General features: G+C 64.2%; 12 protein-coding genes. 7 read left to right on the plus strand and 5 right to left on the minus strand.

All coding sequences use genetic code 11. The features are described from left to right. The first annotated feature begins 8 nt into the window (after positions 1–8). Positions 9–1,724 (plus strand): ABC transporter ATP-binding protein, encoded by a 1,716-nt coding sequence (locus J2808_RS02095; protein WP_309810897.1) that lies wholly within the window; start codon positions 9–11, stop codon positions 1,722–1,724. A gap of 90 nt (positions 1,725–1,814) precedes the next feature. Here J2808_RS02095 and J2808_RS02100 read toward each other — a convergent pair whose 3' ends face one another. Next, positions 1,815–2,699, minus strand: a complete 885-nt coding sequence (locus J2808_RS02100) for an SGNH/GDSL hydrolase family protein (RefSeq protein ID WP_309810901.1) — start codon at positions 2,697–2,699, stop codon at positions 1,815–1,817. Between the two features lie 269 nt (positions 2,700–2,968). Between J2808_RS02100 and typA the strand changes: the two genes are divergently transcribed. Continuing rightward, on the plus strand, positions 2,969–4,897 hold the full coding sequence (typA, locus tag J2808_RS02105) for a translational GTPase TypA (RefSeq protein ID WP_309810903.1): 1,929 nt from the start codon (positions 2,969–2,971) through the stop codon (positions 4,895–4,897). A 142-nt stretch (positions 4,898–5,039) separates the two neighbouring features. Here the strand turns inward: typA and J2808_RS02110 are convergent, their stop codons facing one another. Further along, a complete protein-coding gene (locus tag J2808_RS02110) occupies positions 5,040–5,288 on the minus strand; it encodes a putative acetyltransferase (protein WP_309810906.1) in 249 nt (82 codons plus the stop codon). A gap of 130 nt (positions 5,289–5,418) precedes the next feature. On the opposite strand from J2808_RS02110, the gene fdxA reads away from it, so the two are divergent. The 3 genes from fdxA to J2808_RS02125 all read left to right on the plus strand — a co-directional run bounded on the left by fdxA (position 5,419) and on the right by J2808_RS02125 (position 8,421). Beyond that, positions 5,419–5,745 carry a ferredoxin gene (gene fdxA, locus J2808_RS02115; protein WP_056344030.1) on the plus strand — a complete coding sequence of 109 codons (327 nt, stop codon included), beginning with the start codon at positions 5,419–5,421 and terminating at the stop codon, positions 5,743–5,745. Positions 5,746–5,758: 13 nt separating this feature from the next. Then, on the plus strand, positions 5,759–6,907 hold the full coding sequence (gene dapC, locus J2808_RS02120; RefSeq protein ID WP_309810910.1) for a succinyldiaminopimelate transaminase: 1,149 nt from the start codon (positions 5,759–5,761) through the stop codon (positions 6,905–6,907). A gap of 230 nt (positions 6,908–7,137) precedes the next feature. Then, positions 7,138–8,421 (plus strand): citrate synthase, encoded by a 1,284-nt coding sequence (locus tag J2808_RS02125; protein ID WP_309810912.1) that lies wholly within the window; start codon positions 7,138–7,140, stop codon positions 8,419–8,421. Positions 8,422–8,625: 204 nt separating this feature from the next. On the opposite strand, the gene galE is transcribed toward J2808_RS02125, so the two are convergent. Next, positions 8,626–9,639, minus strand: coding sequence for a UDP-glucose 4-epimerase GalE (gene galE, locus J2808_RS02130; RefSeq protein WP_309810915.1), 1,014 nt, complete (start codon positions 9,637–9,639; stop codon positions 8,626–8,628). 65 nt (positions 9,640–9,704) lie between these two features. Between galE and J2808_RS02135 the strand changes: the two genes are divergently transcribed. Both J2808_RS02135 and J2808_RS02140 read left to right on the plus strand, forming a co-directional pair. Then, the gene (locus tag J2808_RS02135) at positions 9,705–10,316 is read left to right on the plus strand and encodes a TetR/AcrR family transcriptional regulator (protein ID WP_309810916.1); all 612 of its coding nucleotides are present in this window, start codon (positions 9,705–9,707) and stop codon (positions 10,314–10,316) included. Positions 10,317–10,410: 94 nt separating this feature from the next. Continuing rightward, on the plus strand, positions 10,411–11,022 hold the full coding sequence (locus J2808_RS02140) for a hypothetical protein (RefSeq protein ID WP_309810919.1): 612 nt from the start codon (positions 10,411–10,413) through the stop codon (positions 11,020–11,022). Positions 11,023–11,055: 33 nt separating this feature from the next. Here J2808_RS02140 and J2808_RS02145 read toward each other — a convergent pair whose 3' ends face one another. Further along, positions 11,056–11,916, minus strand: coding sequence for a transglycosylase SLT domain-containing protein (locus J2808_RS02145; RefSeq protein WP_309810922.1), 861 nt, complete (start codon positions 11,914–11,916; stop codon positions 11,056–11,058). A 4-nt stretch (positions 11,917–11,920) separates the two neighbouring features. After that, positions 11,921–12,949 carry a 2,3,4,5-tetrahydropyridine-2,6-dicarboxylate N-succinyltransferase gene (gene dapD / locus J2808_RS02150; protein WP_309810926.1) on the minus strand — a complete coding sequence of 343 codons (1,029 nt, stop codon included), beginning with the start codon at positions 12,947–12,949 and terminating at the stop codon, positions 11,921–11,923. Between the last annotated feature and the right edge of the window lie 22 nt (positions 12,950–12,971).

Here is a 12,971-nt window from a genome sequence, read left to right on the forward strand (position 1 = left end):
ATGCATACATGACTACGTCTGACGTCAGTTTCAACGAGGCAGATATCCCGGCCGACCGGCCGTTGCTCGAAATCCGGGACCTCGCCATCACGTTTGATACCAGCGGCGGTGAAGTAAAAGCGGTACGCAACGCGCACCTCACCATCATGCCGGGTGAAACGGTGGCAATCGTGGGTGAATCCGGTTCCGGCAAGTCCACGACGGCACTCGCGGCCATCGGGCTTCTCCCCGGCAACGGCAGGGTTTCCGGCGGGCAGATCCTGCTCGACGGCGAGGATATCTCGAATGCCTCCGAAAAGCGGATGATCGAACTCCGTGGCAGCACCATCGGTATGGTTCCGCAGGATCCGATGTCCAACCTGAACCCGGTGTGGAAAATCGGCTACCAGGTCAAGGAAACGCTGAGGGCAAATGGCCAGCCCAGCGGTCCCGAGGATATCGCCAAGGTGCTGGCGGAAGCCGGCCTGCCGGACGCGCACCGGCGTGCCAAACAGTATCCGCACGAGTTCTCCGGCGGCATGCGCCAGCGTGCCCTGATCGCAATCGGCTTGTCGTGCCAGCCCCGGCTGCTCATCGCCGATGAGCCGACGTCCGCACTGGACGTGACGGTCCAGCGGCAGATCCTCGACCACTTGGAGGGCATGACCGCCGAACTGGGGACTGCCGTCCTCCTGATCACGCACGATCTTGGCCTCGCGGCTGAACGCGCGGACAAGGTGGTGGTGATGTACCGCGGCCAGGTTGTGGAGGCGGGCCCTTCGCTGGAACTCCTGCGCAATCCGCGGCACCCCTACACGCAGCGGTTGGTTTCCTCGGCGCCCTCCCTGGCTTCCCGCCGCATCCAGGTGGCGAAGGACCTCGGCATCGAGACTGACGAGCTCCTTGCCCCGACCGAAGCTGTCGTTGAGGCGAACCTGCCGGACGATGTCCTGGAGATTAAGGACCTGACAAAGGTCTTCAAGCTCCGGTCCGGAGTGGGACGGGCCACGGATTTTACCGCCGTGGACAACGTCTCCTTCACCGTCAAGCGGGGAACCACCACAGCGATTGTGGGGGAGTCCGGCTCAGGCAAGTCCACCGTTGCCCAGATGGTGCTGAACCTGCTGCCTCCGACGTCCGGCAAGATCATCTTCGACGGTGTGGACACGTCCACCCTGAACAGGAAAGAGATCTTCGCGTTCAGGCGCCGGGTACAACCGATCTTCCAGGATCCCTACGGTTCCCTCGATCCGATGTACAACATCTTCCGTACCATCGAGGAGCCGTTGCGGGTCCACAAAATCGGCGACAAGGCGAGCAGGGAAAAGAAGGTCCGCGAACTGCTCGACCAGGTGGCGTTGCCACAGTCCACCATGCGGCGGTACCCGAACGAACTTTCGGGTGGCCAGCGCCAGCGCGTCGCCATCGCGCGTGCCCTGGCACTCGACCCGGAAGTGATTATCTGCGACGAAGCCGTCTCCGCGCTCGACGTGCTGGTCCAGGCCCAGGTACTGAACCTGCTCGCCGACCTGCAGTCGAACCTCGGACTCACGTACCTCTTCATTACCCATGACCTGGCCGTGGTCCGGCAAATTGCCGACCACGTCTGCGTGATGGAGAAGGGGAAACTGGTGGAGACAGGATCCACGGACGATGTCTTCGACTCGCCCCGGCAGGACTACACCAAGGCACTGCTGAACGCTATCCCGGGTGCCCGCCTGATGCTGCCGCCAGAGGTAGCCTGACCCGGCCGTGACATTGCGGGGGATGGAGCCGGTGCCTTTCGGGGCGCTGGCTCCATCCCGGGTTAAGGGCTCGATCCTTGTTTCAGCGAATCAGTTTTCCGGGACCTGCGCGGCGGCCTCCAAGGGCCCCAGCTCATCCGCTGGCGGCCCTTCGAGCCGCAGCTTCCGAAGCCTCGATTCGAGCAGCCGGCCCATGTTTCCCCGGCCATCGGCATCCATGTGTACATCATCTGCCAAATCCACGATCAGGTTGTACTTGGTCAACCAGTCGCCCAAGCTGATGAACGGGATATCGTGCCTTGCTGCGACGGTACCCAACAGCGCGTCCACCTCAGTCCTGCGGCCGCCGCCATGCTTGGCGCCACGGGCCAGCGTGCCGATCATGGCAATCTCCGTGCCCGGATACCGGTCCTTCAGGGTCTCGATCAGGCTGTCGGCGTTAGAAACTATCTCGGCGTCCGTTGCGCCTTTGGTGGCATCGTTGCCGCCGCCCTGGATGACAACCAGCGCCGGGGTTCCGTACGGAAGTTTCCAATCGCCATCCAGAAGAGCATCAAGGAAATTACCGGTGTGGCCGTTGTCCGCCACGTAGCCGGTTCCGCCGCGCCCGCAGAAGTGGACCTTATAGCCGACGGCGGTGAGGGCACGACGCGGCCAGGAGTCGGCGGGTTCGGATTGGGAGTCGCCGATGAGGAGGGCCGTATGCCGCATGTCCGGCACTACCACTTCGTCACGGCCGCTTGCCGGATTGTAGAGAACGGTGCCTGCGGGGAGGCGATCAGTCCCTGGAGGTATGTAGTGCCCCGCAGCACCACCTGCCGCCCCAGGCCCGGCCGCGACAGCCGGCGCGCCGGCGCCTGGCGCCTGCACGGTTGAAGAACCGGACGGTGCAGGTGGCAGCCCGCAGCCGCCGAGGAGGAAGCCGGCGGCGATTCCGGATGCGGCTAAGCGGGACAGTGCCGAGGGTTTTCGCATCTGTGGTTCTCCGGGCTGGCTTGACGTATCACAGTAATAATGGGGCATCAAGTCAAGAAAATCCAGTGACTTTGCTAACTCTTGAGCCGTGGCGGGGCCTGGTCAGCTGCTGAGGCCAGCCGAGGGCCCGTGTGTGATTTTTAGGCGCATTAAGCTGCAGCGCTTAGAATAATGGAAGGCGCCCTGTGTTTATGGGCCAATCCGTCGTGGACTCCGGTTGGAAATGCGGCGATACTCTACAGCTGACCCACTGAATCGAGCAATAACGCATGTCTGAAACCACCACCAACACTGCGGTAGCCACTGCATCGCGCAGTGACCTGCGCAACGTCGCGATCGTGGCCCACGTTGACCACGGCAAGACCACGCTGGTCGATGCCATGCTCAAGCAGACCAACTCCTTTGCTGAACACAACCACCTCGAAGACCGTGTGATGGACTCCGGTGACCTGGAGCGCGAAAAGGGCATCACCATCCTGGCCAAGAACACCACGGTGGCCTACAACGGACCGTCTTCCAACGGCGAAACTATCACCATCAACGTGATCGACACCCCCGGCCACGCCGACTTCGGCGGCGAGGTGGAGCGCGGCCTGTCCATGGTTGACGGCGTTGTTCTGCTGGTTGATGCCTCCGAGGGCCCGCTGCCCCAGACCCGCTTTGTGCTGCGCAAGGCACTGGCCGCGCACCTGCCGGTCATCCTCCTGGTCAACAAGACCGACCGCCCCGATGCACGCATCGAGGAAGTTGTCCACGAGTCCATGGACCTGCTCCTCGGCCTCGCTTCGGACCTCGCCGACGAAGTTCCGGACCTGGACCTGGACAAGATCCTGGAAGTTCCCGTGGTTTACGCCGCAGCCAAGGTAGGCCGCGCGTCCCTGGACCAGCCCGCCGACGGCTCCGCTCCTGAAAACGAAGACCTTGAGCCGCTTTTCAAGACCATCATCGAGCACATCCCGGCCCCGACGTACAACCCGAACGGTGTCCTCCAGGCACACGTGACCAACCTGGACGCCTCGCCGTTCCTGGGCCGCCTCGCCCTGCTCCGCATCTACAACGGAACCCTGCGCAAGGGCCAGACCGTTGCCTGGGCACGCGCCAACGGCGAACTCAAGAACGTCAAGATCACCGAACTGCTGGCCACCAAGGCGCTGGACCGTGTTCCGGCCGAGTCCGCTGGCCCCGGCGAGATTGTGGCCGTCGCCGGCATCGAGGAAATCACCATTGGTGAGACCCTGACCGACGTCGAGAACCCGCAGCCGCTGCCGCTCATCACCGTGGACGATCCCGCGATCTCCATGACCATCGGTATCAACACCTCGCCGCTGGCCGGCAAGGTCAAGGGCGCCAAGGTCACGGCCCGCCAGGTTAAGGACCGCCTGGACAAGGAACTGATCGGTAACGTCTCCATCAAGGTGCTGCCCACCGAGCGTCCCGACGCCTGGGAAGTCCAGGGCCGTGGCGAGCTCGCGCTGGCCATCCTGGTTGAGCAGATGCGCCGTGAAGGCTTTGAACTGACCGTTGGCAAGCCGCAGGTTGTCACCAAGACCGTGGATGGCAAGATCCACGAGCCGATGGAACACATGACCATCGACGTGCCGGAAGAGTACCTCGGCTCCGTTACCCAGCTCATGGCTGCCCGCAAGGGCCGCATGACCAACATGGCCAACCACGGCACCGGCTGGTGCCGGATGGAATTCATCGTTCCGGCCCGTGGCCTGATCGGGTTCCGCACCAAGTTCCTCACGGACACCCGCGGCGCCGGCATCGCAGCATCCATCTCCGAGGGCTACGAGCCCTGGGCCGGCCCGATCGAGTACCGCACCAACGGTTCGATGATCGCGGACCGTGCAGGTGTTGTGACGCCGTTCGCCATGATCAACCTGCAGGAGCGTGGCTCGTTCTTCGTCCGGCCCACCTCTGAGGTTTACGAGGGCATGATCGTCGGCGAGAACTCCCGCGCAGACGACATGGACGTCAACATCACCAAGGAAAAGAAGCTCACCAACATGCGTGCCGCTTCCTCGGACACCTTCGAGAACCTGACGCCCCCGCGCGACCTGACCCTCGAAGAGTCCCTCGAATTCGCCCGCGAAGACGAGTGCGTCGAGGTGACCCCGGAGTCCATCCGCATCCGCAAGCTCATCCTGGACACCAACGAGCGTGCCAAGGCCAACCGCGCCCGCGCCAAGGTCTAATCGAGTTTTTGTCCAGATAACCGCGCTTTAGGGCCGTTCAGCCCGGGTTATCTGGACAAAAACTCCAGTTTGTAGAGGAAGCTGCCGGTACGGCAGGCGGGATCCCCGCCGTCGTACCGGCAGTTTTTTGTTGTGGAGGGGGTCAGCTGCGGATGCGGGCGGGGCGCCGCTCAGGCGCCGGTGGCACTTCCTTGGCGGCGACCACAAGGTCCAGGGGAATCACGACGTCGGCCGTCCGCGTCCGCACTGTGCACCCGCCGTCGTCAGTGGCCACCAAGTGGCCCAGGGCATCCGTGAGGCCGCCGTCGATCCGGTAGCGGACCACAACCCTGGTTCCGGGTGCTGCGGCTGCCAGGAATTCTCGGGGCGTAGGCTGGGTGGGTCTCACCACTTCATACTAGGTGGCCAGCTAGGTTCGCGTGATCGCACTGGGAGATAATAGGCTCAGAAGTCAATAGTCCGGCGGGTGCCGGATTCAAGTGCCGGCCACTGCCGGGAAATATCGTGGAGAGGCAAGGGACGTGACGTACGTAATCGCGCAGCCGTGTGTAGATGTCAAGGACAAGGCATGTATTGAGGAATGCCCCGTTGACTGCATCTATGAGGGCGAGCGTTCCTTGTACATCCATCCGGATGAGTGCGTTGACTGTGGTGCGTGCGAGCCGGTATGCCCGGTTGAGGCCATCTACTACGAGGATGACACTCCCGAAGAGTGGGCGGACTACTACAAGGCCAACGTCGAATTCTTCGACGACCTGGGCTCACCCGGTGGCGCCGCCAAGGTGGGCAACACGGGCAAGGACCACCCGATGATCGCGGCCCTGCCGCTGCAGAACCAAGACCACTGAGCGGGCAGCCCCTGTGACGTCAGCGGTAAACACTTTTGGCCTGAGCCTGCCCGATTACCCCTGGGAAGCCATGGCGCCTTATCTGGCCAAAGCGTCCGAGCACCCCGGCGGGGCGGTCAACCTCTCCATCGGAACCCCCGTGGACCCCACGCCGGCGCTCATTCAGGAAGCCCTCAAAGCTGCCGCTGACGCCCCCGGGTACCCCACCGTGCACGGCACGCTTCCTTTGCGGGAAGCCATCGCTGCGTGGTTCGACCGCCGTCGCGGTGTTCCCGGCCTTGATCCGAAGAACGTCATGCCGACAGTGGGATCCAAGGAACTCGTAGCGTGGCTGCCACTCCTGCTCGGGCTCAAGCCGGGCGACGTCGTGGTCCGCCCCCAGGTTGCCTACCCCACCTACGACATCGGGGCTACTCTCGCCGGAGTCACCTCAGTGGCAACAGACAACCTGGACGAGCTCGACGACGCCACCCGCGCCAGGGTGCGCCTTATCTGGGTCAACTCCCCAGGGAACCCCACCGGAAGCGTCCGTGACGTTGAGTCCCTGAAAGCCCTTGTAGCGCAGGCACGCGAACTTGGCGCCGTAGTGGCCTCGGACGAGTGCTACGCGGAACTCGGCTGGGGTGTGTGGGATGCCCAGCGGGGCGGCGAGCCGGTCCCCAGCATCCTGGATCCCCGCGTTGCCGGCGGCTCCCACGACGGACTCCTGGCGGTATATTCGCTCAGCAAGCAGTCCAACGTGGCAGGCTACCGGGCAGCGTTCGTGGCCGGTGATCCGGCCATCATGGCCAACCTCGTCAACAGCCGCAAGCATGCCGGCATGATCGTGCCGTACCCCGTTCAGGAAGCCATGCGGGTTGCGCTGGGCGACGACACCCATGTCCTGGCCCAGAAGGACCTCTACCGCGGGCGGCGTGAACGCCTGGTGCCCGCGCTGCAGCGCTTCGGGCTGGAAATCAAGGATTCGAACGCGGGACTGTACCTCTGGTCCACTGCCGGGGAAGGGACTTGGGACACCGTGGACCGGCTGGCGGACCGGGGCATCGTGGTGGGCCCGGGCGTCTTTTACGGAGAAACCGGCAACGGCTACGTGCGCGTTGCCCTGACTGGCACCGACGAACGGATCGACGCGGCAGTGGCCCGGTTGGCTACCACGCCGTAACAATCGTGTGACTCGTACCACAAACGCGGCGTTTTGTGGGGACTTCGAAGGCCGCCGATTAGCGACACCAGCCCATCGAGCGGTACTTTTTAAGCGACTATCAATGGTGGCTTTCTACAAGAAGGCAGCCCGGGTGTTGGAATCCTGTAAGAACAGGAACAGTGCACGGCTCACCGGATGTTGGATCAAGCTTTCGACAGAGGCCCAAGGCGCCTCATGAAGGGGACTCCATGACTGAGACCAACAGCGCAACCCTGCACCATGCAGGAGGCGAGCTTAAGCTCCCGCGCATCCAGGTTGTTGAAGGAAACGAAGGCTACGACGTTTCCAAGCTGCTCAAGCAGACGGGCGCAGTCACCTTTGACCCCGGCTTCATGAACACCGCAGCAACCACGTCCGCTATCACCTACATCGATGGCGATGCGGGCATCCTGCGTTACCGCGGGTACCCCATCGAGCAGCTGGCGCAGCACTCCAGCTTCCTCGAAGTTTCCTACCTGCTGATCTACGGCAACCTGCCCAGCCCCACGGAGCTGGAAGCCTTCGACCAGCGCATCCGTCACCACACGCTGCTGCACGAAGAGCTCAAGGGCTTCTTCAGTGGATTCCCGCGTGATGCCCACCCGATGCCCGTGCTCTCCTCGGCTGTTTCGGCGCTGTCCACGTTCTACCAGGACTCGTTGGATCCGTTCAACGCCGAGCAGGTCGAGGTCTCCACGTACCGGCTGCTTGCCAAGATGCCGGTCATCGCCGCCTACGCCCTGAAGAAGAGCATCGGCCAGCCCATGTTGTACCCGGACAACTCCCACAACCTCGTGGAGAACTTCCTCCGCCTGAGCTTCGGCCTTCCGGCCGAGCAGTACGAAGTGGACCCGGTCATCGCCAAGGCGCTGGACCTCCTTCTCATTCTGCATGCAGACCACGAGCAGAACTGTTCGACCTCCACGGTGCGCCTGGTGGGCTCCTCCAACGCAAACCTGTTCGCCTCGGTGTCCGCCGGCATCAACGCCCTTTTCGGCCCCGCCCACGGCGGCGCCAACGAAGCAGTCCTCAAGATGCTCCGCCAGATCCAGGCCGACGGCACCAAGCCCGAGGACTACATGGAGAAGGTCAAGAACAAGGAAGACGGCGTCCGCCTCATGGGCTTCGGACACCGCGTCTACAAGAACTACGATCCGCGCGCCAAGATCGTCAAGGCCACGGCCCACGAAATCCTCACCAAACTCGGCGGCAACGACGAACTGCTTGAGATCGCCCTGCGCCTGGAAGAGAAGGCGCTGAACGATGACTACTTCATCCAGCGCAAGCTCTACCCGAACGTGGACTTCTACACCGGCCTGATCTACAAGGCCATGGGCTTCCCGGAGAAGATGTTCACCGTACTGTTCGCGATCGGCCGCCTGCCGGGCTGGATCGCCCAGTGGCGTGAAATGATCAGCGACCCGAACACCAAGATCGGCCGCCCGCGCCAGCTGTACATCGGCGAGCCCGAGCGCGACTACCCGGCCCGCTAATCCCCACCGGCTCCCACCGGTTCAAGTACGACGGCGGCCGGTCACCTTCTCCACGAAGGTGACCGGCCGCCGTCGTTGGTTACCATCCATTGATCCCCACCGGCCCCCTCGCCTCGCAAGCTCGGCCAGGGAACCCTGCCGGCGTGGGCCCTGCGCCGTTTTCAGGGCTCAAAACGGCGGTTACGGAGCAATCGATGGGGGAGGCTAGGCGGAGTAGCCCTGGGGGTTGTTCTTCTGCCAGCGCCAGTGGTCCTCGCACATCTCGTCCACGGTCTTGGTGGTGGACCAGCTGAGGTCGGCCAGGGCCGAGGTGGCATCCGCCCAGAACGCGGGGAGATCACCTGCCCGGCGCCCGGTGATCTCATAGGGGATGGGCTGGCCCAAGGCCTTCTCGAAGGACCGCAGGACCTCCAGGACCGAGGAGCCCTTGCCGGAGCCAAGGTTCCAGCGGAACACGCCGGTGCGGTCCGCTACGTGGTTCAGGGCTGCCACGTGGCCTTCGGCGAGGTCCACCACGTGGATGTAGTCCCGCAGGCACGTGCCGTCAGGAGTGTCGTAGTCGCCGCCGAACACCATCAGCTTCTCGCGGCGTCCCACGGCCACCTGGGCGATGAACGGCACCAGGTTGTTGGGAATGCCCTGGGGGTCCTCGCCGATGCGGCCGGACGGGTGCGCGCCCACCGGGTTGAAGTAGCGCAGCAGGGCGATGTGCCAGCGGCTGTCCGCGGCGCCCAGGTCCGCCAGGATGTCCTCGATCTGCTCCTTGGTGCGGCCGTAGGGGTTGTTGGCGCCGATCTCCATTTTCTCCACGTAGGGAATGGGATTGTGCTCGCCGTAGACGGTGGCCGAGGAGCTGAAGACAATGGATCGAACGTTATGGCGGTCCATGGCCCGGATCAGGTTCAGCGTGCCCACGAGGTTGTTGTAGTAGTACTTGAGTGGTTCACGCACGGACTCACCCACGGCCTTGAGTCCGGCGAAGTGGATGACGGCGTCAATTGAGTTGCCCGCGAAGACGCTGTCCACCGCGGCTTCGTCCACGAGGTCCACGTTGTGAAAGTCGGCAGTTTTGCCGCTGAGTTCGGCAACGCGCCGCAGCGATTCCTCACTGGAGTTCACCAGGTTGTCGATCACCACCACATCGTGACCGGCTTCCTGCAGGGACAAGACAGTGTGCGAGCCGATGTACCCGGTGCCACCTGTGACCAGAATTTTCATGGCTCCCACGCTATCCCAATTCCGCCGATGGATGGATTCCAGCACGGTTGTGCTAAAAAATAGAAGTGCCCAAAATAGTTGATGCCGAGGCCCGGCGCGCAGAGATCGTCGAAGCTGTCTTCAGGATCATCGCCGTGGACGGGCTGGAACGGGCGTCCCTGCGTGAGGTGGCAGATGAGGCCGGACTGGCCGTGGGCTCCGTCCGGCATTACTTCGCTGGCAGTGACGAGTTGCTCAGGTTTTCCTTCGCCGCGGTCGTGGACCGGATCCTGGCCAGGCTCACCGCGGCCCAGCTGGCCATGGCGGCCAGCGAACCCGGGTCGGACGCTGAACGCGAGGCTGTTTTAACCCTGCTGGGCGAATTCCTCCCGCTGGACGAAGAACGGGCCGTGGATGCCTGCGTCTGGATGGCATTCAAGAACGCCGCGAGGATCCGGCCCTTCCTCGCTCCGGAAGCCGACCGCAGCCACCGGGAGGTGGCCGCCGTCGTCGGGCAGGTGATCACCGCATTGGTCAAACACGACGGCGGCGGGCACCAGTCGCTGACAGTTGAGGCGGAGAGGCTGTTGGCGACGCTTGACGGGCTCTGCATGCATTCGCTCCTGCAGCCCGCGTGGATGACCGCACAGATGTGCCATGACGTCCTGGACCGGCACCTCAGGAGCCTTGCCGCCTGACATTACCGTCTGGTGGCAACGGGAATAGACTGGGAGCCGGGGGAGCGGAGCCGGCCAACCAAGCCGGTTAAGGCAGGCCACAGGAGGAAATGGAATGCACAACACAGGTGGTTCCGGCTGGCAGATCACCACGGACACGTCCGGACCCCTGATGATCGCGCTGTTCGTCCGTGACGCGGCAGGTCTCGACGGCGCCGGCCACCCAGCACTGTCACATGCCGCGCCCAAGGTCCGCCACGCCGACCATTCACATCTCACCGCCGACGTGGGCGGGGTCAGCGCACTCAAGACCGAATGGGAAGCCTGGTGGGAGCAGCTGCTCAAGGCCCACCCCCAGACTTCACCGGAGCTGTCCCCGCCGGCCTTTGAGGCGTTCGGCAACTCTCCGGCCCTCCAGCGTGTCCTGCAGGCGCACTTCGGCGCCGCCCTGACGTGGGCACGGGAGCGCCGGAGCGAATATGCCCGGGTGGAGGCCGAACGGGTAGCAAGCGGTTCGGACCAACTGCTGGGCGACATGGTGGATGACCGGCTGATGGAGGTCGGCCGGGAGGCACGGGACTTCAACCTGACCATCATTGAACTGCCGCTGAACGAACAGCGGGCGTGGTACCTGGAGCCGGACAAGATCATCATGAGCCATAACCTCATGTCCCAGCCGGAACTCTTCCGCAGCTATGTCCAGCCGGTGGTGGAAATCCTCGTCTAAAGCGGCTGGCGACGCGGGCTTCGGCGGGGCCGGTCAGTCACGGGTGCCCGCAGGCGCCACGGTGATCCTGACCCGGCCCTCCGGTGCGTCGGTTACCTGCCAGCCAGCCTGGTCCTTGCGGAACCAGCTCCGACCGGCAACATCCACCCGGGTCACGGCGAGGTCCTTGGCGTTGGCAACGGCCCAATGCGCCACGGACCATGCTTGGCTGCCGCTGGTTTCAACAACCAGCGATTCGCCCTCGGTGACGGTCCCGAGCGTTCCGTAGGCCTGGGCCAGTTCCGCCTCTACAGCATCGGGCAGGCCTGCCTCCTGGGGTGCGCGCAGTGTGCACTGTACCGCTTCCGGGGTCTGCCCGGAGAGTGCGGAAGCGAAGGACCGGCCCATCACCTCGTGCTGGGCGTAGGCGCGGGGGAACGCGGAGCGCTGGACCCTTTGGGCGGCGTCGGTGATCTCCAACGACTCATAGCCGGGGATCTTGACCAGGGCGTCGTAGAAGGCGTTCGCGGCATAATACGGGTCCATGACCTGTTCAGCGGTGCCCCACCCCTGTGACGGGCGCTGTTGGAACAGTCCGCGGGAATCCGGACCGGCCAGGTCGCCGTGGTCGATGTTGCGCAGCTTGGATTCCTGCATGGCAGTTGCCAGGGCGATGCTGGCGGCCCGCGGCGGAAGCCCGCGCTGAACGGCCACCGCCGTGATCAGCGACGCATTAACCGCCTGATCCGTTGCAAGTTCCGCGTGCTGGGTCCCGACATCTGCGGTGCAGCGCTCCGTAACCAGGGTTTCGGAGCGCTGCACAAAGGCCACCACCGTATAAACGCCGCCGGCTAAGAGCGCCAGCGAGAGCAGGAGCACGGTGACGCGCCGGAAACCACGTCCGCGTGCTGCCAACGCGTCAGTTGGCGTGGAGGGCGTCGTTGAGTTCCACCGTCTGACCCTTGCGCGGCAGGGCTTCGACGGCGCCCGTAGTGGAGTCGCGGCGGAAGAGGAGGTTGGGGACGCCGGAAAGCTCCGCTGCCTTGACGATCCTGGTGGTGTCCTCGCCCACCTCGTCCCTGGGGCCAGGAACACGCACGCGCGTGCCAGCCGTGACATAGAGGCCTGCCTCCACCACGGAGTCATCGCCGATGCTGATGCCGACGCCGGAGTTGGCACCCAGCAGGACGCGCTCACCGATGGCGATGCGCTCTTTGCCACCGCCGGAGAGGGTACCCATGATGGAGGCGCCGCCGCCCACGTCGCTGCCGTCGCCAGTGACTACGCCGGCGGAGATGCGGCCTTCCACCATGGAGGTGCCCAGGGTGCCGGCGTTGAAGTTCACAAAACCTTCGTGCATCACTGTGGTGCCTTCAGCGAGGTGGGCGCCGAGGCGGACGCGGTCGGCGTCGGCAATCCGGACACCGGAGGGCACAACGTAGTCCACCATGCGGGGGAACTTGTCGATCCCATAGACGGTGACGGCGCCGCGGCGGCGAAGCTTGGCGCGGGTCAGCTCGAAGCCTTCGACGGCGGCGGGGCCGAAGTTGGTCCAGACAACGTTGGGAAGCTTGCCGAAGATGCCGTCGAGGTTGATGGTGTTGGGCCGGACCAGCCGGTGTGAGAACAGGTGCAGGCGAAGGTAGGCGTCTGCGGTGTCGACAGGTGCTTCGTCGAGGTTGATCTGGACGAAGACCACCTTCTGCTCGGTGCCGCGGTCCGCGTCTGCACCATTCTCAGCGAGCTGGAGCAGGGTGGCGTCCGCGTTCTCCACGGCACGCAGGCGCTCGGCCGCGATGCCGAGTGCCGGTGCCGGAAACCAAACGTCCAGGACGGTGGCATCCCCGCCGGAAGTGGCGAGGGTGGCCAACCCGAACCCATAAGCGGAGCGGTCGTCGGAGGTTGCGTTCTGGTCTTTGGGCGCGGCGGAGGTAGCGGTCTCAGTCATGCTTCCAGTCTAGACAAGGCGG

This window comes from Pseudarthrobacter sulfonivorans (assembly GCF_031454915.1).
Lineage (GTDB): Bacteria > Actinomycetota > Actinomycetes > Actinomycetales > Micrococcaceae > Arthrobacter > Arthrobacter sulfonivorans_C.

Excerpts from the sequence above, each read along its gene's own strand:
- J2808_RS02095 (WP_309810897.1), top strand. The coding sequence starts at position 9 with ATGACTACGTCTGACGTCAGTTTCAACGAGGCAGATATCCCGGCCGAC.
- J2808_RS02100 (WP_309810901.1), bottom strand. The coding sequence starts at position 2,699 with ATGCGAAAACCCTCGGCACTGTCCCGCTTAGCCGCATCCGGAATCGCC.
- typA (WP_309810903.1), top strand. The coding sequence starts at position 2,969 with ATGTCTGAAACCACCACCAACACTGCGGTAGCCACTGCATCGCGCAGT.
- J2808_RS02125 (WP_309810912.1), top strand. The coding sequence starts at position 7,138 with ATGACTGAGACCAACAGCGCAACCCTGCACCATGCAGGAGGCGAGCTT.
- galE (WP_309810915.1), bottom strand. The coding sequence starts at position 9,639 with ATGAAAATTCTGGTCACAGGTGGCACCGGGTACATCGGCTCGCACACT.
- J2808_RS02140 (WP_309810919.1), top strand. The coding sequence starts at position 10,411 with ATGCACAACACAGGTGGTTCCGGCTGGCAGATCACCACGGACACGTCC.
- dapD (WP_309810926.1), bottom strand. The coding sequence starts at position 12,949 with ATGACTGAGACCGCTACCTCCGCCGCGCCCAAAGACCAGAACGCAACC.